The sequence below is a fragment of the Solirubrum puertoriconensis genome, assembly GCF_001483135.1.
Classification (GTDB): domain Bacteria; phylum Bacteroidota; class Bacteroidia; order Cytophagales; family Hymenobacteraceae; genus Solirubrum; species Solirubrum puertoriconensis.
In genome coordinates this window covers 323,354-348,136 of sequence record NZ_LNAL01000007.1, presented here as the reverse complement: position 1 = coordinate 348,136, position 24,783 = coordinate 323,354, and the positions used below count along the sequence as shown (strand labels likewise).

At 56.3% G+C, this 24,783-nt stretch carries 19 protein-coding genes; 14 read left to right on the top strand and 5 right to left on the bottom strand.

The window, feature by feature from the left end; all coding sequences use genetic code 11:
• Positions 1-2: 2 nt before the first annotated feature.
• The 4 genes from ASU33_RS11945 to ASU33_RS11930 form a co-directional block, all read right to left on the bottom strand.
• The gene (locus ASU33_RS11945; protein ID WP_059071074.1) at positions 3-1,961 is read right to left on the bottom strand and encodes a glycoside hydrolase family 88/105 protein; all 1,959 of its coding nucleotides are present in this window, start codon (positions 1,959-1,961) and stop codon (positions 3-5) included.
• A gap of 55 nt (positions 1,962-2,016) precedes the next feature.
• A complete protein-coding gene (locus ASU33_RS11940; protein ID WP_078063083.1) occupies positions 2,017-3,738 on the bottom strand; it encodes a glycoside hydrolase family 28 protein in 1,722 nt (573 codons plus the stop codon).
• 338 nt (positions 3,739-4,076) lie between these two features.
• Complete coding sequence (locus tag ASU33_RS11935) at positions 4,077-5,732, bottom strand: RagB/SusD family nutrient uptake outer membrane protein (protein ID WP_059071073.1); 1,656 nt, start codon at positions 5,730-5,732, stop codon at positions 4,077-4,079.
• Between the two features lie 24 nt (positions 5,733-5,756).
• Positions 5,757-8,792 carry a SusC/RagA family TonB-linked outer membrane protein gene (locus tag ASU33_RS11930; protein WP_078063082.1) on the bottom strand — a complete coding sequence of 1,012 codons (3,036 nt, stop codon included), beginning with the start codon at positions 8,790-8,792 and terminating at the stop codon, positions 5,757-5,759.
• 799 nt (positions 8,793-9,591) lie between these two features.
• Between ASU33_RS11930 and ASU33_RS11925 the strand changes: the two genes are divergently transcribed.
• From ASU33_RS11925 to ASU33_RS11875, 14 genes are all read left to right on the top strand, one after another.
• Positions 9,592-14,331 (top strand): DUF8696 domain-containing protein, encoded by a 4,740-nt coding sequence (locus ASU33_RS11925; protein ID WP_059071072.1) that lies wholly within the window; start codon positions 9,592-9,594, stop codon positions 14,329-14,331.
• A gap of 69 nt (positions 14,332-14,400) precedes the next feature.
• Positions 14,401-15,366: a PorP/SprF family type IX secretion system membrane protein gene (locus ASU33_RS11920; protein WP_149867185.1), complete on the top strand. Its 966-nt coding sequence runs from the start codon at positions 14,401-14,403 to the stop codon at positions 15,364-15,366.
• A 562-nt stretch (positions 15,367-15,928) separates the two neighbouring features.
• A complete protein-coding gene (locus ASU33_RS11915) occupies positions 15,929-17,455 on the top strand; it encodes a phage integrase SAM-like domain-containing protein (protein ID WP_059071070.1) in 1,527 nt (508 codons plus the stop codon).
• 757 nt (positions 17,456-18,212) lie between these two features.
• A complete protein-coding gene (locus ASU33_RS11910; protein WP_059071069.1) occupies positions 18,213-19,730 on the top strand; it encodes a hypothetical protein in 1,518 nt (505 codons plus the stop codon).
• A gap of 42 nt (positions 19,731-19,772) precedes the next feature.
• A complete protein-coding gene (locus tag ASU33_RS11905) occupies positions 19,773-20,288 on the top strand; it encodes a hypothetical protein (RefSeq protein ID WP_059071068.1) in 516 nt (171 codons plus the stop codon).
• A 71-nt stretch (positions 20,289-20,359) separates the two neighbouring features.
• Entirely contained in the window at positions 20,360-20,764 is a 405-nt protein-coding gene (locus ASU33_RS11900; protein WP_059071067.1) for a hypothetical protein, read from the top strand.
• Positions 20,752-21,252: a hypothetical protein gene (locus tag ASU33_RS11895; protein ID WP_059071066.1), complete on the top strand. Its 501-nt coding sequence runs from the start codon at positions 20,752-20,754 to the stop codon at positions 21,250-21,252. Before ASU33_RS11900 ends, ASU33_RS11895 begins: the two co-directional genes overlap by 13 nt.
• Positions 21,253-21,274: 22 nt before the next feature.
• On the top strand, positions 21,275-21,430 hold the full coding sequence (locus tag ASU33_RS21475) for a hypothetical protein (RefSeq protein ID WP_160328181.1): 156 nt from the start codon (positions 21,275-21,277) through the stop codon (positions 21,428-21,430).
• Between the two features lie 95 nt (positions 21,431-21,525).
• A complete protein-coding gene (locus ASU33_RS21280; RefSeq protein ID WP_160328180.1) occupies positions 21,526-21,711 on the top strand; it encodes a hypothetical protein in 186 nt (61 codons plus the stop codon).
• 33 nt (positions 21,712-21,744) lie between these two features.
• Positions 21,745-21,873, top strand: coding sequence for a hypothetical protein (locus ASU33_RS21810; protein ID WP_286130513.1), 129 nt, complete (start codon positions 21,745-21,747; stop codon positions 21,871-21,873).
• A gap of 11 nt (positions 21,874-21,884) precedes the next feature.
• Positions 21,885-22,112, top strand: coding sequence for a hypothetical protein (locus ASU33_RS11890; RefSeq protein ID WP_059071065.1), 228 nt, complete (start codon positions 21,885-21,887; stop codon positions 22,110-22,112).
• Between the two features lie 6 nt (positions 22,113-22,118).
• A complete protein-coding gene (locus ASU33_RS11885) occupies positions 22,119-22,373 on the top strand; it encodes a hypothetical protein (RefSeq protein ID WP_059071064.1) in 255 nt (84 codons plus the stop codon).
• Between the two features lie 608 nt (positions 22,374-22,981).
• Positions 22,982-23,641 carry a recombinase family protein gene (locus ASU33_RS11880; RefSeq protein WP_059071063.1) on the top strand — a complete coding sequence of 220 codons (660 nt, stop codon included), beginning with the start codon at positions 22,982-22,984 and terminating at the stop codon, positions 23,639-23,641.
• Positions 23,642-23,689: 48 nt separating this feature from the next.
• Positions 23,690-24,070, top strand: coding sequence for a hypothetical protein (locus tag ASU33_RS11875; protein ID WP_059071062.1), 381 nt, complete (start codon positions 23,690-23,692; stop codon positions 24,068-24,070).
• A gap of 124 nt (positions 24,071-24,194) precedes the next feature.
• Here the strand turns inward: ASU33_RS11875 and ASU33_RS11870 are convergent, their stop codons facing one another.
• Positions 24,195-24,668 carry a hypothetical protein gene (locus ASU33_RS11870; RefSeq protein WP_149867183.1) on the bottom strand — a complete coding sequence of 158 codons (474 nt, stop codon included), beginning with the start codon at positions 24,666-24,668 and terminating at the stop codon, positions 24,195-24,197.
• Positions 24,669-24,783 lie beyond the last annotated feature (115 nt).

Below are 24,783 nucleotides of genomic sequence, written 5' to 3'. Positions count from 1 at the left end.
GATTATTGCCCGGCGGCAGGCTTAGCAGTGCTGCCGCCCGTTTGGCTCAGTAGCCAGGTAGCCAAGTCTTTCGCAGCTTGGGCGTTCTGAAACGTTGCCGGAATCTTGCGGCCATCCACGTACTCGTTGTACAGCCACGGGTCGCCGATGGCGAATACCGTTCCTTTGCCCACTTTGGCGGTGGCCATAATCACGTTGCCTTCGCGGGCAATCAACGGCTTGGCTGGGCCCGTTACGCTTAGCGGCGCCAGCTCTTTGATATACAGGCTGAGGGGCTGCTTGAATACGCCCGTGCCAGCCGGTACTTTCACTTTCCCTTGCTCAAACTGGTCGTTTTTCACCATGTTCAGGTTCAGGGGGAGGAACTGCATGCCGAAGACCTTGGCCAGCTCGTTGAAGTGCTTGGTTTCGCAGTTCGAGGTGTCGTTGGCCATCATCACCAGCACGCCACCGCCCTTCACCCACTGCTGCAGCGCCTCGATGTGCGCAGGCTGCACAAAGTTGGGCTGCGGAGTTTCCTTGCGGGTATCGGGGTCAACGATGATGAGCACGTCGAGGTCCTTCAGCGAGGCTTTGGTAGGCGCACCTATCGAAACGGTACGGGCCCCTAACTCGCGGTATTGATTGCCCCACCACCAAAAACCAGAGTGCATGCGGTCTTCCCAAGTGTAATGGAAAGGCTCCTGCTCGCCGGTAATGTTGCTCTTCCGAAACTCGCGGTTGAAATAGGTATCCAAACCCACGGTTTTGCCTTTGCCCACGCCCTGCTCGGCGGCTACTTCCATCTCCACGCTGGCCAGAATAAACGGGCCCACGCCTTTCAGGTCGTTCTTGCGCAGGGGTTCGCTCAGGTAGTATTCGTAGCTGCCGTCGCGGTAAGGGTTGCCACCTAGGCCGCCCACGCTTACGGTGCCGTTGAAGGCCAGCGCACCGTTGCCCTCGGTTTGCACAAACTGCTTCAGCAGGCCGGCGTAGCCTTTTTGAGCAGTAGCGAAGTACTTTTTATCGAGGTAACCCATGCGCACGCCTTTGGCCAGCGCGTACACGTACATGCTCGAGGCCGAGGCCTCCACGTAGTTACCCTTTCGTGTGCCTTGGTCAACTACCTGAAACCAGGCTCCGGTTTTGGGGTCTTGGTACTTCACGAGCACGGGCGCCAGGCGCTGCAGGTACTTTACTAGGTTCTGGCGCTCGGGGTGGTTGGGTGGGAAGTAGTCGAGCACATCTACCAAAGCCATGGCGTACCAGCCCATGCCGCGGCCCCAAAAGTTAGGCGACTGACCGGTTTGCTTGTTGGCCCATTTCTGCTCCCGGCTTTCGTCGTAGCCATGGAACATGAGGCCGGTTTTGGCATCAACCAGGTGCTTTTCAATAAGCGCAAACTGCTTGGCTATATCATCAAAGCCTTTGGGTTGCTTGAAAACCTGGCTGTACTCGGCGTAGAAGGGCTCGGCCATGTACAGGCCGTCGAGCCACATCTGGTTGGTGTAGATCTTCTTGTGCCAAAAGCCGCCCTCTTTGGTGCGGGGCTGCTCCTCCAACTGCTTGTGCAACAGCTGCGCGGCCTTCAGGTACTTCTCCTGCTTCGGCACCGACATCTGACCTAGGGTAAGCAGCGCGTGGCCAGTGGTGAGGTTATCGAGGTTGTAGTCCTGCAACTTGTAGGTGCGGATGCTGCCATCGGGCTGCACAAACAAGTCCAGGTCTTTCTGAATGTAGGTGAAGTACTTGGCGTCGGCCGTGCGGTTCCATACGCGCTCCAAGGCTTTCAGCATCAGGCCCTGCTCGTAGTCCCATCGGGTAGTTTTGCGGTTGCCGATCAGGATAGAATCGGGGTGCCACGAAATAAATGCATCGGCCATGCGCTGCGACATGGGCTTGGTAGGCGCCGGTGCCTGTTGGGCCTGGGCGGCCGAAGTCAGCAGCAAAGCACCTAGGAGCAGTCGGTAGGTTAGTTTCATCGGGAAAGGGAGTGCAACGAAATGCCCCTGCCAGGCGGTAGCAGGGGCATCCGGTTTAGAGCTTCGAGATGGACAGAACTTTCTTCGACACTTTGTCGCCAAACTCCACGTCTTTTTTCGCGGCTTTGGTGTCGGTGTTGGCCAGCTTCACGCCCTTGGCACGGTCGCCGGTTACGCGCATCAGCAGCTCGGCGCCGGGCTTGTACCGGATGCCATCAAGCACAATGTCCTTGCTGTTCTGAATTTCCATCACGGGCAGGGTTTGCGTCGTGAGCAGGGCTACGTTTTTCAGGCGGATATTTTCGGCCTCGATGCACACCAAACCTTTGGTGCTTTGTAGCGTGGCATTTTCAATCGAAATGTCTCGGATAGGCATTTCGGGCAAGCCGCGCACCAAAATGCCCGTTTCGGCGCCGTTGCAGGTTACGTCCTTGATAGAGATTTTGCGGAATTGCGGGGTGCCTTCGTTTAGCAGCTCGGCCTTGATAACGGGCGGTGCTGCCGATTCGCCAGCTAGCGGTACGGGGTCCTTGGCCATGTAGTACATGTCGAAGATGATGGCCTGGCCCACAATGTCGCGCATGTCGACGTTGTTGATGAAAATGTTCTCGACCACACCGCCGCGGCCGCGTGTGGTTTTAAAGCGCAGCCCTACGTCGGTACCCATGAAGGTGAGGTTGGAGGCGTAGATGTTGCGCGCCCCGCCCGACATCTCCGAGCCAATTACAAACCCACCGTGCGCGTGGTACACTTTGGTGTTGCGGATGATGAAGTTTTCGGTGGGCATGTTCCGCTCGCGGCCCTGCTCGTCGCGGCCCGATTTGATGCAGATGGCGTCGTCGCCCACGTCAAACGTGCAGTCCTCCACAATGCCGTTGCGGCACGATTCTAGGTCGATGGCATCGGTATTCTGGCCGTACTCGGGATTGAGCACGGTTACGTTGCGCACGGTGATGTCTTCGCTCATGAGTGGGTGCAGCGTCCAGGCCGGCGAGTTCTGGAAGGTTACGCCCTCCAACATCAGCCGCTTGCACCGGTCGAGCACCATCATGTCGGGGCGCAGAAAGTCTTTGATGTCCTCGTAGTCCTTCACCTCTTTGCCCGGCTTCAGGTAAAAGGCCTCCTTGATGGTAGAGCCTTTGAGCGCCGATGCCGAGGGGTACCAGGTATCCTTTTTCTCGTTCAGCACGCCGCCCGACTCTACCAGGCGCTTCCACTGCGAGTCCGTCAGCTTACCCTTTTTCACGGGGCGCCAAGTGTTGCCTGCGCCATCGAAAACGCCCTGCCCGGTAATGGCAATGTTTTCGAGGTTTTGGCCGTAGATCTGCGCCCGGTTGCGCACGGCCGCTACGCCTTCCCAGCTGGTTTTGATGAGGTGGTAATCGGCCCGGTCGGCCGAGAACTGCACGAGCGCGCCTTTGGCTAGGTGCAAGTTCACGTTGCTGCGCATCTCAATGGGGCCCGTGAGCCAGTGCCCGCGCGGCACCAGCACCACGCCCCCACCGGCTTTGCTTACGGCATCAATGGCTTGCTGAAACGCTTGCGTGTTTTTGGCAACGCCATCGGCCACAGCCCCAAACTTCACGACAGAAGCTGTGTCGGCCCGGAACGAAGGCGTTTTCACCTGCGGCAGGTTGGGCAGTGCTTCGGTAGCAGATGCCGCACCGGCGTTGTCGGTAAGCTTGCCAGCATTTGTCTTAGCGGTTGCTGCCGGATACTCGGCTGCGCGGCAGCTCATCAGGGCCCCGAGCAGCGCCAGTGTGGTAAGTCTTTTCATAGCTGAAGCAAAATTCGGGTGGTGCTGCATGCACTTTCTTACGCCCGTTCCTTAGGTCCGGAGCTTGGCATTATGCCTGAGAGTAGGACCAGTGGTAGTCTAATGTTAATCCTCGCCTCCGCAAGCCTAGGTGCTTGCGTGGGTATTTTTTTGCGCAAACGTTATCGGGAACGTTGCCAACACGATTGAGCAAAGCCGCTCCAGCCCGCTACTTGAGCATGCTTGGTGTTGAGCACAACACTCACAACGTGCCGCTTCAATAGCCACTAACCAACTGTCAGAAGTGCTATGTACCAAAAAAGCACTGCCCGGCGCGGGGCCGGGCAGTGCTGTACATGCTAGCGGTAGCCGGGGTTTTGCTTGAACTCGTCCTTGTTCAGCACGGCATCGAGTTGGCGCTGCGGAATGGGCCGCAGCAAATGGTAGTCGCGAATGTTGGGGCCGGCTTCGGGATTGAAGGTGCGCACCCGCGCGAGCAACTTGCCGGTGCGTTTCAAATCGAACCAGCGGTGCTGCTCGCCCGCTAGCTCGCGGGCCCGCTCATCGAGGATGAAATCGAGCGAAACATCGGCGGCGGTTATCTCCATTTGGCTTTCCTTGCCGGGCAGCGCGGCCCGCTTACGCACCGAATTGATTAGGGCAGCGGCTTTGCCCGTGTTGCCTAGGCGCAGCTCGGCTTCGGCGTTCAGCAGGTACACATCGGCCAGGCGAATGAGGTAGGCGTCGCGGGCGCTTTGCTCTTCCTGAATGGTTGGGCGCGTTGGGTCGTCGAACTTGCGCAGGCACACGTAGTGCAGCCGGTCGCCGCTCACGGTGCCGTTGGCGCGATACACCTTGCTGAGGTCCCACACGCGGTACTTCTTGGTGGCCTCCAGCGCATCGGGTATTTCGCGCTTGCTGGCTACCACGGCCGTATCGCCCACGGCCAAGCGGCCAGCCACGGCAGTATTGGCAAACCACACCGTTTTGAACGATGCCTGGTACCGCGAGTCCTTGGTTTCATCGAAAAGATTCAGCAGGAACAACGACGGCATGTAGCGGTTGAAGGGCCGCCCGTTGGCTACGTCCCGGATCATGCCGGGCTGGTCGTCGTACTTCATCATCCAAAGCAAGTGGCCGTTGTTGCCGCCGCGCGGGTGCCCGTCGGGGTACAGAAGCGCATCGGTGCGGTCGTTCAGGCTCAGGTCCTTGGAGTAATTCACGGCCCAAATAATTTCGCGGTTCTCTAGGTTGTTCATGGCCCAGAGGTCGGCGTAGCGCGGCACCAGCTGAAAGTTGTAGCCGGTGATTACCTTTTGCGCCAGCGTAGCCGCCTGCTGATAGTTGCCGCGCGTGAGGTACACCTTTGCCAGAAAAGCCTCGGCCGCCGGTTTGGTGGCCCGGCCGTAATCGGGCGAGGTAGCGGGCAAGTTGGCCACGGCCAGCGTCAGGTCTTCTATAATCTGCTTGTAGAACTCGTCCTCGGAGGTGCGGTTGGCAGTGGTTTGCACGCTCTTCGTCGATTCGGTAGTGAAATGAACCCCACCCCACGTTTCAACGATGTGCCAGTAATAGAAGGCTCGCAGAAAGCGCAGCTCGCCTTCGCGCGCTTTTTTCTGCGCATCCGAGAGGCCCGATTTGCCTAGGTACTCCATGCCCGTATTGCACAGGTTTACGGCGGCATACAGCTTGCCCCACAGCACCTCCAGCGCCCTGGAGCTCGACTGCAGGTTGGTGGTGTAATCAGTTAGTTCGGGGTTAACGTCGCCGGCGCCGCGCAGCCACAAATCGGTGCCCAGTTCCGAAGCGCTGAAACCATCTTCCTTGCCGTACCACCAGCGGTTGTAGGAGTAGGCGGCACTCACGAGACTCTCGAAGCCCGCGGGCGTGGTGTACACCACCTCGGCCGTGAGGCCCGAGGGGTTAAATTCTTCAAGCTTCTTATCGCAGCTGACAGCAAGCAGCGTTAGTACCGCCCCCGCACCCAGCATCAGTTTGTTTGTCGTGCGTTTCATGACTTGATATGGGTAGTTGGGAGGTTAGAAGCTGAGGTTCAGGCCCACGGTAAGCACCCGCGGAATGGGGTTCGACAACGGAGCCAAACCAACCCGTGCGCCAGCTGGCGTGGAGGTAGAGGTCGTAGCCGTTGCTTCGGGGTTCGCGGCAGCGGCGGCCGCCCCGCGCTCGGGGTCGTAGTCTTTCACTTTGCTGATCACCAAGAGGTTCTTGCCCTGCAGGTACACGCGCGCCGTACCTAGGCCAATTTTACTGAGCCAAGCGGCAGGCAGGTTATAGCCCAAAGTGGCGGCGCGCAGCTTCACGTAGGAGGCATCGCGGTAACCTAGGGTGCTGAAATACTGCATGCTGCTCTTCGACACGCTGGCATCGGGCCGTGGGTAAGCGTTGGTGGGGTTTTCGGGCGTCCAATAATCCTGCTTCGCGCTGTTCTCGATGCCCTGCGGGTCCCAGAGTTGGTCGTACTCGTAGTTGATCATCTGGCCCACCCGCGCAAACACCTGAAACGACAAGTCGAAGCCTTTGTAGGCCACGTCGCTGCTCAGGCTGCCGTTCCACTTGGGCAAGGCCGAGCCCACAATAATGCGGTCGTCGGTGGCCGTAATGCGCCCGTCCCCGTTCTGGTCTTTCACCTTAATCTGGCCGGGCTTTTGGCCGTAGGCCTTGGCTTGGTCGGCTTCATCGAGCTGCCAAATGCCAATCTTCTCGTAGTCGTAGAACACCCGCGTGGGCTGCCCAATAAACCAGCCGTTGTTGATGTCGTTGGCGCCGGTGCTAAGCTCCAGAATTTCCTCCTTGTTCTTGAACCAGCTTAAGCCCACGTTCCAGCGCAAGGAGCCGTTGTCGATAATGGCCGAGTTCACGCCCACCTCAATCCCGCGATTGCGGGTTTTGCCCACGTTGCGGGTACTAAAGCTCTGGCCCGATGTCATGGGCAGGAAAGCGTCAATCAGCAATTTATCGGCGTGGGTGTCGTACACGTCAACGGTACCCGTAACGCGGTTACGCACCAGGCCAAAATCCAAGCCCACGTTGGCTGTGCGCGAGGTTTCCCACTGCAGGTTGTCGTTGCCGAGGCGGGCACCTAGGGCGTAGCCCGGAGCCGAAGCATCGCCCCACGCGAAGGGCACTTTGGTAAGCGGCGTTTGCGAGGAGTAAGCGGCAATGTCGTAGTTGCCGGCCAGGCCGTACGAGCCCCGCACCTTCAGGTCGCTCAGCATCGTGAGGTTCTTCATAAAGCCCTCGTCGACGATGCGCCAGGCCACGGCCGCCGATGGGAAAAATGCCCACGGGTTGCCCGGCAGCTTGGAGGAGCCGTCTTCGCGGCCCGTTAGGGTGAGCAAGTACCGCCCTTTGTAGCCGTACTGCACCCGGCCCGTAAACGACACCAAGTTGCTAGCCACGTAGGCGCTGTTGATGACTACCTGCTGATTGGCGTTACCTAGGGCGTAGTACTGCTGCGAGTTGAGCAGTTGGTTGGCGCCTTGCGCCCGGGCTTGCTCGGTCTTAAACGTCAGCAGCGACGTGACACCCGTAACGGCCAACGAATGGTCGCCGAAGGTTTGGTTGTAGTTCAGGATGTTTTCCCAGCTCCAGTTGGTATCCATCTGGGTGCCGTAGGAGCTTAGCGGTACGCTGCCGTTGCGGTCGACGGTGTTGGAGCCGAAGTAGGTGCCTACCCGCGAGTTACCTAGGGTAAGGCCCACGTTGCTGCGCAGGTTAAGCGAAGGCAGCAGCTGGTACTCGGCAAACGCCGTCAGGAAGGTGCGGGTGGTGCGCGAGTTGTTCTGGTAGTTGCCGTTTATCTCGTCGGCCAGTGGGTTGATGTCCTTGCCGTTGTTGGGAAACACCACCACCTGCCCGTTCTCGTCGCGCGGCGCACCTAGGGGGTCGATTTTGTTGGCAATGTTGAGCGGGTCGCGGCGGTTGTTTTGGTTGTAGTAGGTAAGCTGGTTTTGCATACCCACCTTAAACTTATCCGTTACGGCATGCTCTAGGTTGAAGCGGGTGGCGTAGCGCTTCAGGTTATCCATCCGGAAAATACCTTGCTCGTCGTAGTAGTTGGCCGACACGTAGAACTTGGTGTTCTCGCCGCCGCTAGCCAGGCCTACCTGGTGCTCCTGCTGCACACCGTTGCGCAAAAACAAATCGGGCCAGCGCGACCAAGTGCCATCTTGGATGGCCGACAGCTGCAGCGGCGTGAAAATTTTGGCGTCGTCGGCGGGGCTGTTCCACAGGCCCGTTGTGCGGTTGGCTTCGCGCTTTTGGGCAACGTAACCGGGGCCGTCGTTCACGTATGGATAGTACTCCACATCACTGCGCCCGATGTAGCTGTTGAGCGTTACGCGGGTTTTGCCGGCGGCTCCTTTTTTGGTTGTTACAATGATTACTCCGTTGGCTCCGCGCGAACCGTAAATGGCCGTCGACGCGGCGTCTTTCAGCACCTCCATCGATTGTATGTCGTTGGGGTTGATGTCCTGAATGGAGTTGTACTGAATGCCATCCACGATGAACAACGGCCCGTTGTTGGCCGTGAGCGAGCGGTTGCCCCGCACCGTAATGTTCACGCCCGACGAAGCCGAGCCGCTGCTGCGCGTAATGTCGACGCCCGGCAGGCGGCCCTGCAACGACTCCATTACGTTGGCCACCGGCACCTTCTTCATGTCCTCTTCCTTCACCGACACAATCGCGCCGGTCACGTCGCTGCGCTTCACGGCGCCGTAGCCAATCACCACCACTTCATCAATGGCCTTCTGGTCGGTGCGCAGCTTCACGTTGATGCTGCTTTGCGTACCGGCGTTTACCGTCTCGGTGATGTAGCCTACGTAGCTGAGCACCAGCGTTACGTCGCCCGAGGCAGGTGCATTAAGCGAGAACTCGCCATTCTCGTTTGTGGTAGCGCCAATCGTAGAGTTCTTCACCACCACCGTTACACCGGGCAATGCGTCGCCGTTGGTAGCATCAACGACGCGCCCACTGAGCGGCCGGGTTTGTTGGGCCTGAGCACTTGCTACCGTTGCTACGGCTAGCAAAGCTCCTGAGAGTAAACCTTGTCGCATCTACTGGAGGTATTTTGGAGTTGGAGTAGCTCTTCACCGCCGAGGTCGACTAGCAACCTAGCCAGCTTCAGTGGGCATAAGGTGCGTCCAATCCAGTCTCTTTATCCTCCAGAAATCACCTTTTTTTATGCAATCGTTACCGGGAACGTTGCCAAAAGACTATATACAATGGTCCAAATTATTTGCGCCATTGTTTATGAGTCGCTTGTAGCTGTTAATTAGCCAGATACCCAGCTGCACTAGCCGCAAGCAGCGGCCACATTTGGCTACTCATTAGCCAATTTCTTTACATCCCTAATAGCTATCAAGCCCGGGATAATTATAAGCCACGGTACCACAACCGGCAGCTTTAATTCACCAAAAGCAACCACACGCAGGATTTGCGGTCATAGCATAAGGCACAGTGTGCCCCGACCGCGCTTAAACTATACAGCCGAAGCAAGAAATGCGGGCGGCGCAACGTTGGCTTATAGGTGACTTTGTCACTATTTAAACATTGTGTTGCAGAAACATAATCGGCAGTGAGTAGCTTAGTGAAGCCGGTAGCCAACTCACTTCGCTGTAGTTCGCGCTTACCGTGCTTTGACCCCTATGAGATAAGTAAGCAGTACTTTCTCTGCTGAGTACCAGCTTCCTTGTCCGGCTACTTACCTGCCCTACTATGCCCGCAGCGCTCTACCCCCCTGCCCAAACGGATAGTTGTACGCCCTCGCCTTCCACTGCCCGGCGCGGCTGGCCAAGCCGCGCCAGCAATAGGCATTTAGGTAAGTGGAGGTGGCCGGCGCGTAGCTGGCTGCTGATGCTGTTGTTGCTGGTAAGCGGTGCAGCCACCTCAGCTTTCGCCCAAGCTCCCACCACGCCCCCCGAGTGTAGCGAAGACGAGAAGTACATCAACAACTGGTACTTCGGTTACAAAGCCGGGCTCGACTTCAACGAAGCCACCGACTCTATTCCGCCCAAGGTGCTCACCGACGGCCAGATGGTAGCCCCGGCCGGTTCGGGTGTGATGTCGGATGGCACGGGCAACCTGCTCTTCTACAGCAACGGCGACACGGTATGGAGTCGTAACCACAGCATCATGCCCAACGGCACGGGCCTAGGTGGCAACCGCCAAACAACCGATGGGCCGCTGGCCATACGCAAGCCGGGAATTGTACCGCCGGGAGGCCCCCGCACCTACTACCTGTTCACTCAGGATGCGCAAGGCGGCCCCAAAGGGCTCAGCTACTCCGAAATTGTAATTCCCAACGGGCAGCAAGGCGAAGTAGTAGCGGCCACCAAAAACACGCTGCTCACGCGCGGCACCGCCGAGAAGATGACCGCCGTGCAGCACAAAAACGGCTGCGACATCTGGCTGATTGTGCACGGCTACGGCAACGCCACTTCCGGCAACGAAAACCGCGGCGACGCATTTCTGGCTTATCAGGTAACGCCGGCTGGCGTACAGCCCAATCCCGTAATTTCTGTGGTTGGCTCCGTGCACGCTGGCCCGCAGGGGTACCGCGGGCAAATGAAAGTAACGCCCGATGGCGAGCAGCTGGCCGTGGCCCGCTACAGCGAAACCCTCGGCGACAATAGCAGCACCGTAGAGCTGTTTGCTTTCGATGCTGCCACGGGCGTGGTCAGCAACCCGCGCGTAATCGACAGCGGCGCAGGGCGGTACTACGGGGTGGAGTTTTCGCCGGGCCGCAGCCGGCTTTATGCTACGGTACTGAGCCCGCCTCAGCTGCTGCAGTTCGATCTGACGGCCACCAATGTGCAGGCCAGCAAGCTGAGCATTCCGCTCAAGCAGACTACCCCGGTTAACCTAGGCTCGATGCAGGCTGGCCCCGACGGGAAGATCTACGTGGCCCGCGAAAACCAGCCTGCTATTGGCTTTATCACCTACCCCGACTCGTTGGGCGAAGCCATTGCCTACGCCGACGACAGCTTGGCGCTGGGCGGCCGCCGCGGGGGCCTAGGTCTGCCGAACTTCAACCAAAGCTCGTTGCTACGGGCTGGTATCGGAGCAGAAATTACGGGATGCCGGCAGATAACCTTCCAGGCAAGTTTCGCCGTGCAAGCCAACAATCTGGTGTATTCCTGGAACTTCGGCGACGGCACTACTTCGGCGGAGCAAAACCCTGTTCATACCTACGCAACGCCCGGCGACTATACCGTTACGCTGCGCATCACCAATGATTGCTTTTGCCGCGAAACCCGTGGTACCATTCGGGTGCCGAACCTGCCCGAGCCTGGCAGCATTGCGGCTTCTCAAACGCTGTGCGCCGGCACAGCGCCAGCGCCACTTACCAGCACTACCGACGCCGCGAGCGATGCTGGCTTGCCGATAGTGTACCAGTGGGAATCCTCGACGGACAACGCCACTTTCACGCCTATCAGCGGGGCTACCGGTGCTACTTTCCAACCCCCGGCTTCGCTTCCCGTCGGAACAACCTATTTCCGCCGGCGCGCTCAATTGCTGCTTCCCAATCAATCAGGCCCTTACTGCACACCTACCTTCACTGCCTCGGTAGCTATTACAGTACTGCCAGGCCTGACTTCGGGCAGCATCGCCGCCGACCAGACCATCTGCGCCGGCGCCACGCCTGACCCGCTCACGAGCACGACCCCAGCCACGGGCGGCACGGGCACGTTCGCCTACCAGTGGGAAGCCTCAACCGACAACAGCACTTGGTCGTCGGTACCCGGCGCCACCGCCGAGACCTTTGCCCCCGGCCCGCTTTCGGCCACCACCTACTTCCGCCGCCAGGTGCGCTCCGGAACATGCCCTGCTCCACCCACTAATACCGTTACGATTACGGTGTTGCCGGCCCTCACAGCTGGCACCATTGCTGCCGACCAAAGCATTTGCGCCGGCGCCACGCCTGCCCCGCTCACGAGCACGGCTCCGGGGACAGGCGGCGGGGGCACCGTTGCCTACCAGTGGGAATCGTCGGCCGACAACACGAACTGGACGGCCCTGCCCGGCGCTACCGGCTCAACGTTTGCGCCGGGGCAGCTGAATGCTACCACGTATTTCCGCAGGCAAGCTAGCTCAGGCAGCTGTTCTCCGGTCTTTTCCAACGTGGTTACTATCACGGTAGCGCCAGCGTTGGCAGCTGGCACCATTGGCAGCAACCAAACGCTGTGCCCGGGTGCTACTCCTGCTCCGCTTACTAGCACCACAGGGGCCACGGGCGGCACGGGCAGCTACACCTATCAGTGGGAGTCGTCGCCGGATAATGCCACCTGGACGGCCATATCTGGTGCCACCGCCGAGACCTTCGCCCCCGGCCCGCTTTCGGCCACCACCTACTTCCGCCGCCAGGTGCGCTCCGGCGCCTGCGGACCCGAAACTTCGTCTGCAGTAACAATAACGGTACTGCCGGCCCTAACACCTGGCAGCATCGCCGCCGACCAGACGATTTGCGCAGGCGCCACCCCGGCGCCCCTGACGAGCACGGCTCCAGCATCGGGTGGTGCGGGTACGTTTACCTACCAGTGGGAAGCGTCAACCGATAACAGCACATGGTCGGTTGTCCCCGGCGCCAACAGCGAGACTCTCGCACCCGGCCCACTTTCTATTACCACCTACTTCCGCCGGATAAGCACAAACACCTGCAGCAGTTCCGCCTCTAATACCGTTACCATTACAGTATTACCGGCTCTGACGGCCGGCAGCATCGCCGCCGACCAAACGCTATGTTCGGGTGCTACCCCGGCGCCACTCACGAGCACGGCTCCGGGGGCAGGCGGCGGGGGCACCGTTGCCTACCAGTGGGAATCGTCGGCCGACAACACGAACTGGACGGCCCTGCCCGGCGCTACCGGCTCAACGTTTGCGCCCGGTTCGCTAACGGCTACGACCTACTTCCGCCGCCGGGCTACAGCTGGCGCCTGCGGTCCGGTTTACACCAATGTTATTACCATAACCGTAGCACCACCATTGGTAGCCGGTTCCATAGCTGCCGATCAGACAATCTGCATTGGGGCAACCCCTGCACCACTTACCAGCACCGCAGTTGCGAGTGGTGGCCTAGGTAGCTACGCCTATCAGTGGGAGTCGTCGCCCGACAACAACACCTGGACGGCCATACCCGGCGCTACTGGGGCCGATTACAATCCCGGCCCGCTTTCGGCCACCACCTACTTCCGCCGCCAGGTGCGCTCCGGCGCCTGCGGACCCGAAACCTCGCAGCCAGTTGTGATACGGGTGTTACCAGTTCTGGCCCCGGGCGGTATCGCTGCCGATCAGTCCATTTGCGCTGGTACTACGCCTGCGCCGCTCAGCAGCACTAGCGGAGCCAACGGTGGCACGGGTACGTTTGCTTACCAGTGGGAATCGTCGGCCGACAACACGAACTGGACCGCCATTGCCGGCGCTACCAGCGAAACTTTTGCTCCTGGCCCGCTTTCGGCTACCACCTTCTTCCGCCGCCGGGTTACCTCGGGTACCGGCACATGCGCCTCAGCGGTTACAAATGTGGTAACCGTTCAGGTACAACCCCTGGTAACGCCCACGGTGAGCCTGACGCCGCCGCCCGTGCAGTGCCCGGGTACGCCTCTGACGTTCACGGCCGTGGCTACTAACGTGGGCGCCTCGCCCACTTATCAATGGTTTGTGAATAACTCGCCCGCAGCTACCGGGCCCACGTTTACGAGCAGCACACTGGTTACCGGCGACCAAGTACGCGTGGAAGTAACACCTACTGCTGGGCTATGCAACACAGGGCCGGCCACCGCTACCGTTACCATCACGCGCACGCCAACGCCGCAACCCACCCTTACCATTGCAGTGCAGCCCGGCGGCCCGGTTTGCCTAGGTGCGCCGCTTACCTTCAGCATTGCCAACGTAACAGAGCCGGGCCCCACGCCCGAGTACCAATGGCAGGTAAACGGCACCGACGTACCCGGCGCCACGGGCCCGGTGTTTACCAGCACCACACTGCGCGAAGGGCAAACCGTAACGCTGCGACTGCGCACCACCAACGTTTGCGGGCAACCCGTCACGGCTGTTTCCAACGGGGTACCGGTACGCATTCAGCCGCCAGTTGATGTAAATGCCGGCCCCGACAAGGAAATTCTGGCAGGCACTTCTGTTAGGCTGGAAGGCCGCGCCGACGGTAATTACCCCGTGACGTGGACGCCTACTACAGGGCTAACCTTCCCCGACAACGACCCGCTGCGGCCGTTGGCCTCGCCCACCGTTACCACCACCTACACCCTGTCGGCCGGGGCTGATGGTTGCGCTGATAGCGACCAAGTTACGGTGACGGTGCGTCCGCCCATTCGCATTCCAAACGCCTTCACGCCCAACGGTGATGGCCGCGATGATACCTGGCAGATTGAGTTTATCGAGCAGTTCCCCGAGAATACCGTGAGCGTGTTCAACCGCTGGGGCAACCGGGTTTTCTCAACCAGCAACTACGGCCGCTCCAACGAATGGCGCGGCGACATAAACGGCCAGCCCGCGCCGGTCGGCACGTACTACTACGTCATCGTCACGAAGGGTCCGCTGGGTCGGTCCTATAGCGGGTCGATTACGATCCTGTATTAATTAACTGTCCTGCTGCAGCTTGTGCAGCAGGACAACCCTTTCTGGACAGGCCTAAAGACCATCACGGTTATGACAAGAGCTCTACCACTGCTGGTGCTGCTACTAGCCGCAGCGCCAGCCCTGGCCCAACAACAGGCGCAGTACAGCCAATACATGCTCAACAGTTACCTCCTGAACCCTGGCGCTACCGGTGTGGAGGATTACATCGATGTGAAGGCCAGCTACCGCACCCAGTGGGCCGGCCTCGAAGGAGCACCCAAAACGTATTACCTCACGGCCAACTCCTCGTTGGGCAAGTGGCGCAGCACCAGCAAACGTACCCTTCGCGACCGGCGTCGGCCTTTTCACGCCATCGGCGGCATAATGTACCGCGACGTTACGGGCCCTACCAGCCGAACGGGTTTTTATGCCTCCTACGCCTACAACCTTGTGCTGCGCCCCGATTTACGGGCCGCCCTAGGTGCCACGGTGGGTCTGCAGCAGTTTGCCGTCGATGGGTCGCAGTTGCAGTTCTTCGATCCTACTACCGTTGCGCCAAGCGCCTCCTCTCGGGTGCCCGACGTAAACGTGGGCTTGTGGGTATACAGCTCGCGCTTCTACGTTGGGCTATCGGGCGCGCAATTGCTTGGCAACAAGCTCAACTTCGCTTACGGCCCCAACCAACTGGAATCTGGTGCTCCCGGCAACGTACTCAAACGCCATTACTTCCTGACCGGTGGCGTGCGGGTGCCGCTTAGCAACGACTGGTCCTTTGTGCCATCGGTGCTGGTTAAAGCCGTTAGCCCGGCTCCGCTTTCGCTCGATCTCAACGCCAAAGTGAAGTACCAGGATTTACTGTGGGCAGGTGTATCGTGGCGGGCTTTCGACTCGGTGGTAGCTATGGCAGGCCTTAGCTACGAGCAGTTCACCGTCGGTTACGCTTACGACGCAGGCCTTTCAGAGCTGGCAGGCTACCACGGTGGCAGCCACGAAGTGCTCGTAGGCTTGCGTATCAAGAAGAAAGCCCAAGTAGTGTGCACCAACCGTTTTTGGTAAAGTCCGCCACAAGCATCCGTGCTTGAACGCGATAAAATGCCGCCGCGAGATTAACCGAATTCCATAATCAGCCTGTACTAGATTTACCGAAGAACACACAGCCGTGAACGAAAACGACCAGCTGGCATCGGCTGGTCGTTTTCGTTCACGGCTGCGCTAAATGTCAGCAGTGAGCAGTTTGTCAGGTACAACACATATCTCAGGACTAGACTGTAAACCTCCACCTGACAATGTGTACGTATTGGCTGGCTTGAAACCCCTACTATATTGTGTATTTCCCGGATGAGCCTAACGCTTTCGTCCAGCTTATTCGCGGTATATTCAGTCACTCAGGTATAAACAATAAAAAAAGGGCAGCTAGGAGCCGCCCTCTTTTCCACAACCAAAACAGGTAACAATTAAAAATGCCCTTTCTGAGCAATTGGAGAGGATTTTTTCTTGCCATCAGTACAGACATCAGTACAGAGTTCAGTACAGACTATTACCTTTGGGGCAGTCAGTTACGAGAGGTTTTCCACCGTTCCGGAGAATCCAATTTCCACTCCCCTATTCCAGGCCCCTGATGGCAACCTGTACGCCCTTCCTCCGCAAGGTCAACACCAGCAAGTCGGAACAACCGCTGAACGTCATTTTCCGCCACGGCAAAGTCGAACTAGTGGTACCCACGGGGTATCAGATTGAACCCAAAATCTTCAAGAACGGGCGCGTAGTCGGTGACCGTTCGCCGCTGAACGACTTGGTGAACGACATCTGTAACGACCTGATGTCAGCCTACACCCAGATTTGTGACCGTGGTGTTATCGGCTTCGATAAGCACGAACTTCGGGAAGAGTACGAGAGGGTGAAGACCACCCGCCTAGCAAAGGAGAAACGTGACCAGTTCGAGAAGCGGACGAACGTGCTGGAGCATACGAGCACCACGATTAAGTCAAAGCTAGCGGAGGAAGATATTCAGGAACGAATTCGTGACCTAGAACAACAACTAGCGGCCCAACGCCAGCAGACGAAATCCCTGATTGAGCAATCGGATACCCTGGAAAGGCCGAAGAACTTCATCACCCTGAGCAAAGACCCGCTGTACGCCCAGACGTTCAACGAGGTGATGGGCAGAAAGACCCTGAAGAAGCCCGAGCAGACCGCTGACCTCTTCGTTACCTACGTTCAGAGGATGTTGGAAACCCGGAAGAACAGCCTGGGTAAAGCGACCATTCGGGGTTACCAGTCGATTGTGAACCTGCTGAACCGCTACGACGCGAACCTGAAGCTTCAGGACGTGAACCGCGAGGCGCTGTACGGCCTGGAAGCCCATATGATTTCCGAAGGCATCCTGAACCCCTCAATCGAAAACTACATCACCAAGGTAAAATCGATTCTGAACTACTGGGCCGATGACGCCCCCGTGAACCCCAATTACAAGAAGTACAAGTTCCAGTTACCGATGGCCGACAACGACGTGGTGTACCTGGAAGACCACGAACTTCGGGCGTTTATGGGCTACCAGAAGCCCCTGAAGAAGTACGCGCACCAACCCAACCGCACTAGCGGCCCGGACTACGAGCGGACGAAGGATATTATGGTGTTTATGTGCGCCACCGGATTACGCATTTCTGACGCCTTCCAGGACTTCAAACCGTTGGTGAAGAAGAACGCCCAGGGTCAGGAAGAACTTCACGTCACGCCCGTAAAAACCATCAAAAAGGGTATCCGCTGCGTGATACCCGTGACGCCGCTAGTGAAGATGATTCTTCGGAAGTACGATTACAAAATCCCGATGATGGAAGACTTCTATTTCATCCAATTGCTTCGGGAGTTTGCCCAGGATATTCCCGAACTCCAGACCGAGGTTATCCGTGGCGAATACTGCGGTAAGGAATTGATTCGGGACGAACGGACGAAGAAATGGCAATATCTGGGAAGTCACTCAGGTCGCAGAACGTTCATCAATTACTGTTTCCAGCAGGCTCTATCGATTCCGAAGATTCAAGGGATGACCGGCCACATCGAAGTCCAGACGTTGATGAAGTACGCAAACAAAACGGATAACCTGGGCGCCGAGGTGCAGAAGATTCCGTTGTTCCAATTGATCTAACCGAAACGATTTGTTTTCGTCCTAGTGGAACCGAGGATATATTTGGACAGACATACCGTACTACCCTCCGTTTTGCTATGAACTCGGTACTGATGTCGGGTAAGATGTTTCGGCCACCATACCGACTTACCCAATGAACTTTTTTGTGACTGTCGGGAAGCCCTGTCTGAATCAGACGGGGTTTCTTTTTTGCCCGTAACCTATTGGTATTATGTACGTTATACGTGCATTTCGTCCAGGTGTACCATCGTAAGGGAATAGAAGTAGGAACCGGATAGATACCCTATTGGAATACAAGATGTTTCACCAATACCTACAGGTGTACCATCGTAAGGAAGTAGATGGATAACACTGAAAGGAATACCATACCCCTACCTATACCTCCACTAGTACCGGAGAACATTACGTACTTCCTCCAGGCCCCCGTTGGCACTCTGTTATACCTCGGTTAACAATAAGATAACATCGATACTCTTCTGTTATTGGAAAGAAAACATCATATTTGGTAAGTAGGGAAAACGTTGCCCTACAAAATATTTTCAATCGGTCGGTCGAATTCGATGCTTTTGCCCGTGCCTCCGACTATTTACATACAGAAGCGAAGTCGAACGCTTTCCAAAGAATCGACTGGGGCGCCCTGGGGTTTTGTTCATTTTACCCAGGGCGCGTTCCAACCCACTCAAAACGGATACCCGTGATGACCGGATGTCATCGGTGGCCGTGGAACGCCGCTAATGCCCTAAACATCCAAAATGAAATGCCATTCAAAGAAGAACTACTAGTACCGTCAGCCATTGACATCCCCCTAGTCCTGAATTCCCTCGGGTTCAGTGACGAATACATCAACCACCACGCAGACAAATACAACTACGTGTTGGATAAGATTTACGAAACCCGCATCTACAACCGCATCGGCGCCGATGGTTTCTCGAACCTGCCGATGAAAAACCAGCGGGAGTTCCTGGGCCGTCGTTACGCAGACGACATCGTGAAGAACCTCCTGACCTGGGGCTACATCCAGACAGACGGCTACTACATCCAGACCAACGAGAAGAAAGGTATCAAAGGCAAAGCCCTGGGTTACCGCATTGCCCCAGCCTATCAATCCAAGGGTGTCTTCCGGATGGTGCTGAACGAGAAGTTTGAAGCCAAGCTTCGCAAACACCAACTGGATTACACGAAGCAACACCTGAAGAACCGGTACTGGGCCAACCTGAAGAAGCTCACGATTGAGGAAGCCGCTGCCCAGGCGTACATCGATGCCAAGTTGGAATGTTCGCTGGAGCTGTTGGAATCCTGGAAACCCACCCTGACGGAGGTAACCACGGTTGACGCCGTAGCTAGCACCTACCCAGCCCTGAAAACCACGTGGAAATCCGCCCAGGCGCCGGTTTACTCTCTTACGATGGTACAGCAGCTCCAGAAGGCTGTACAGCGCAAGGTTAACGAGGGTATGAACGCCTACGACCTCCTACTGTCCAACCTTCACGACCAACACAGCAGCGACCAGAAAGCCATCCGGAAGATTGCCACCCAGAAGTACTTCTTCCATCAGCCCGATAAGTTGTCCAGGGTGTACACGAACCTGAGCAACCTCAGCACCGACCTCCGCAACTTCCTGCGTCATCAGGACGACCACGGCGCCGCGCTGGTGAACCTGGACATCCGCAATTCCCAACCCTACCTGCTGAGCCTGTTGCTGATTGACCACTACCGAGGTCAGGTACTACCCGAGGATGTTCAGCAGTACATTCACCTGACGGCCACCGGCAAATTCTACGACTTCGTGATGGATTCCCTGGAGGTAACCGAGAACCGGAAAGCGTTCAAGGTTCAGTTCTTCGCTTCGGTCTTCTTCTGTACCAATCATTACAGCGCCCGCACCGAGGAAGGCAAATGGTTCCGGAAACAATTCCCCAACGTGGCCGCACTAGTGGAACGCAACAAGCAGGGTAACCACGCGAACCTTGCAATCCTGATGCAGCGTCGGGAAGCCGGAATCATTCTTCAAACCATTGGTAAGGAACTCCAGCGCCGTGACATCTGGTACCAGACGATTCACGACAGCATCGTGGTACTGGCGAAAGATGCCCAGCAGGCGAAAGAATTGATTCTGGAAGCGTTCTTCAACGAAGTCGGGGTTGCTCCTACCGTGGAAGAAGATGTCTTCACCACGGGGCCGAAATCGGTTCAAATGGAAACCACGGACATCTACTCGCTAGCGATGGAATTGATGAACTCCTGGGAACCGGAATCGGATTTGTTGGCTGCGTAATCGAAACCCGCTATACTTGCTTCGAACCCAAATCGGATAACAATGGCGAAGCGAACCAACGAACAACAGGAAATCAACCTGGAAGACTACTTCAAGTACATCAAATCGCTGGCTAACCAGAAGAAGGAAGACACCCAGAAGATTGATGTCAAAGGCGCCCTGAAGCTCTTCAAGCAAAGCCAAGCAGCCTTACAGGAATCCCAGAAGTTCCTTCAGCAGGCCATTGAACTCCTGGAGGCGGGTAACAACTCCAGCGGTACCGATTCCGAATCGGAAGAAGGTAAATCGGCCAAGTACATCGAAAACCTACGCAAGTTCCCGAAGCACCCCGAAGCTGTGCTGAATGTGTCCTGGTTTGGTAGGTCGAAACTTACAGGTTTGCCGAACAGACCGAACGGAACGTTAGCCACGGAGGAAAACAAAAAATTGTTTGCCCAGCATTACCCGAATCATCCCCAACTGGACAACGCTGACGGCCCCGTGACCGGTGGTGGTAACAAAGCCGCTAGAGCAGACGGCCCGGTGACCGGTGGTGGTACCAAGGCTAAGAACAAGTAAGTGTACGGAGAACATTTCCGCTAGTGAAACCCCGTCTGGATTCGTCTGGACGGGGTTTCTTATTTACCCACGTGTTATACTACCTCCTATTCATTCTCCTGCTGAATACCTACGCCCTGCTGTCCGGATTCAAAGACAGTATCCTGTGGAGCCGCAAAGGCGCCGAAGCGTTCCGCTGGAATGAACACGTCGTATTCGTCCTGGAACGAATAACCCTGGTAGCCGTGGCTATCCTCTGTACCCAGTTGAGCGCATTACAGGCCCTCTGTGCTGTCCTGAGCTACGCGCTGATGTTCTCCCTACCGCACAACACAGCCTATTACTGGGGCCGCTCCAGAATCGATTCCCAGCCGTTCGACATCCGGTATTCCAGTACAACCAGTACGGCAAAGCTGGAATTCAACTTCAAAACTCGGTTGGTGCTGTTCCTAGTAGGCGCCCTGGCTTCCGTATTCAGTTACGTATGTACCAGCTAGAGTTTCGAGGCCAATGGTTATCCCTGAACGCCGTCTATACCAAACACCACCACCAACGCAACATCGTCAAGAAAGAATACCAGCAACGCTTCCGAACGATGCTGCTGGGCGCCCGAATACCCGAACTTCCTGCGTTCCGCCTGCGCATCGAATACAACAGCCGAATGGACTGCGATAACCTGACAGCAGGCACGAAGGTACTAGTGGACACGATGCGCGAATTGGGTATCATCCGAGAGGATAACAAACACATCTACAAAGGTATATCCATCGAACCCAACCTGGAGTTGGCTCATAATACCTACCAGATAACCATCATTCCGGAAGAAGCTGCAAATCCGGTAGCTAAAACGAAAAAAAGTTCTGGAAAACCGGGTAAAACCAGGTCTTCGGTACCACCCTCGGACTATTTAGAGGAAAGCAATACCAATGAAGACCAAACGAAACCCATTCCGAAGCCTAGTGGCCGTACACGTCGAAACCGATGAACACGGGGTTATCCTGACTCCCGTGGAAGCCGCCGAACGACAGGAACGCCGCGAACACCGAAACGCCCTCCGGAAAGAACTGGGCCTGGACGGACTCCTGGAACAAATCCAGAAGAACACCGAGGCGATAAAATCACTCACGGATTCCATCCAGCGGGAATACCAGCGTATTTACTAGTATGAAACAGAAGATATACGCAGCCATCATCGGCCTGATGTTGATGGTATTCGGCGCCCTGGTAACATTCATAACAAACTCCGAAGAAGGTTGTGATGTCAAGCAATAACCCAGTAACCCCGAAAGACCTGCTGACAGCCGTGGTAACCCAAATCAGCCGCCTACCCGAGAACGAATACTGGGAATTCATCCGGAAATGTCGGAAAGACTACGAAAGCAAGATGGAAGCCTACCGGAAAGAACATCCGGAGTTCCATAAAGAAGAAAACAATAACAACTAGATGAACACATACAGAGCAATCAACCGGATGTGTATGGAAACCCTGAACATCATCGAAGACCATTACAAGTACGCCCAGCAGAACCACGATGTACCGGCAATGCTGGAAGCTATCCAGCAGTACGTTCAGGTAACCGCCGTATTCGAGAATAACCAGAACTGAGAGTAACCCTAATGGAAATAGAAATCATCTTCGAACCCGGCATCACCGACATTCACCCGGAAGAAATCCTAGCGGACGTAATCGGTCACTTCCTCCGCTACCCGGAACAAACCAAAGAACTTTCTGAGCAACTACAGCGGAACGGATTCCTGGAAATCAGCCGAGGCGACGCACACGTGTACATCACCGATACGGATAACAATAACACCACCACTAGTAACCTAGAAAACAACAACTAACCTTATATGACCGAAGTAGAACTGCTGAGCAAAATCTATCAGCACACCCAGGAAGGATTGACTCCCGACTGGTTCATTGACGAACACCTTCACGAAGACCAGAAGGCCGAATTCCGAGTACGTAAAGCCCAAGCCGTCCAGAGTATCGTCAACCTGCTGGATACTTACCGAGCTGAAAACCCTCACCTGGGTATCACCTCGAACAACGAAACTCCAACCAACCCAACTACCGGTACTGATACCGAATCAGACCCAGCGTAACCCCTACCCACCCAGAACTTCATCGTTTGGGTGGGTTTTTCATTGGTAACAACTCCTACGGGGCCGCTGAAAACCTCCTGGGGTACCGATTTTACCCTGGCTGAAACTACCCGTGGGTGTAACGACATCTGAAGCCTACGCAGACACACAATCCAACCCCAGCGGCCCCTATACCCGAGGTTACCCCCTGAGCCTGGAAATCCCGCCTGGAGACGCTGGATTCAATACTACCTGTACTCAGAATCGGCCCTAAAGCTACCCAGAACCCGGTTTTGATGCCCGTAGGTTTTCCCGTTCTCAGAATCAATTCCCTACCCTGCCCTAGTGACTACCTCTGCCTGTAGCCCTGACTTCACTCCGGTCATACCCTCGGTTTTCCCAGTGTTTTCTTATTCGAATGACCCAAACACTGTTCCGAATACTGCGAATCGATGCTGGATGTGATGAACATTCGCCTAGACGCATATCGTCGGATACATATTGAATCCGGTCAGGATTTGGCATCGAAAAATGTTCGGATTCATTTGTTACATTGGTAGTACGCCCGTTGTAATGTTGTAACAAACCGATTAACTTCGCATACCTCAGCAGGACAAATCCAATTTCCGATGAAGTTCGTCGCCTACCTCCGAGTATCTACCCAGCGTCAAGGTCAATCCGGTCTGGGCCTGGAAGCACAACGTTCGATGGTTACCAGCTTTGTCGGCACCCAGGGTGTTATCACTAGTGAGTTCATTGAGGTCGAATCCGGTAAGAAGTCTGACCGTCCGAAGTTGGCCGCTGCTATTACCGAGGCGAAGCGTACGGGCGCGAAGCTGGTCATAGCCAAGCTGGACAGACTTGCGCGTAACGTCGCCTTCATTGCTACCCTGATGGAAACGGGCGCCGATTTCGTCTGCGTAGATAACCCGACAGCCACCCCGTTCACGCTGCACATCTTCGCGGCCCTGGCTGAGCAGGAAGCCCGAATGATTTCCGAACGTACGAAGTCAGCCCTGAAGGCGAAGAAGGTCCGAGGTGAGTCCCTTGGCAACCCCAGCAACTTCAGCGATGACGGGCGCCTGAAAGGTCGTCAGACGCAACAGGAGAAGGCACGTACGGCAAAGGAGAATGTTCAAGCTGCCCAACTGGTCAACCTACTGTTGGCCCAGGGTAAGACCTTACGTGATGTCGCTGCCCAGTTGAATTCCACCGGGTACCGAACCCGACGAGGCAAGGAGTTCACGGCCGTACAGGTGATGCGACTCTCAAACCAACAGGTAGCGTAACCTGAGCTTCTTTCTTGCTATTTTGTTGCTGGATTTAACCTGCTAGCAATGCCTACTGAAACCCGCTTACCTAAGTTCATCCAGGAAACGCCCCAGACGAAATACGAAGTACAGGATTTGACATCCTATCCTTGGGGTTACGACGCCAACGAAGAAATCCTGTACGTAGGCGCTGTTACCGGCGACCTATACGACGCTGACAAGGTTGACCACTACAATGTCGATTTCCCATACAGCCACTTCGGGTTCGAAGACCACGAAGTTGACGGTACTGTGGAAGTCATTGCCGAAAAGGTAAAGTTCGTAACCGACTCTACCGAAGTAGCTGAAGACGATGAGAATTACGACGAAGACCAAGGCTTCATCCGTCAGGGTAAATACATCATTCTGCTGAACCCTGGTAGTAAGCAATTCCATCATTGGCGCTAACCTTCACGCCACACCTACTCAGGCCCCGGTGTTACCCCAACATCGGGGTTTTTCTTTTTCAGCTTACCCTAAAAACAGCAAAGGCCAGCTTGGGGCTGACCTATGTGCTAGTGGCTGCGGTTGGTTACTGCTGGACGTACTTGCGCTTGAACTTCTCGCGTATCACTTCCATATCCGGCTTGTCGTACTGTTCCACCTCGGTACCTCGGAAGAAGCTCAGCAGGTAACATTCCTTCTCAATATAGGCGCCGCCGTTGGCCGTATCCTTCGGACAGGGCATCAGCACTAGTTCCGGGTTCGGGTAGCGGAGCAGGTTTTGAATGGTAACCTGTCCGTTCTTCCAGAAGCAAAGGTACACCGGAGTCTTCCCGGTTTCCCGATGCAGCTTCATCAGGGCGTTGTACTTCTTCACCTCAATCAGCGAACCTTCGGTGTAGTTGAAGTCTCTGTCGTGGCGTACTTTGATTTCACCGATGAACATATGTCCCCAACGTCGGTATTCGAAATCGTGTTGTTGGAACCCGATGACAGGTGTGTATTCCAGGTCGGAAACCTCGGTTAGGTTATGCTGGGCGCTGTGGAGGAAGTAGCGTTCCACGAAGCTGTAGTAGGCGAATTTTGCGTTTTTCTCGTCTAACGATTTGAACGGTTTGGTTTGGGGTTGCACTAGTGCGTGTCATTTTCAAAAGAGGTTATTGGCCCTGGGGCCTGTG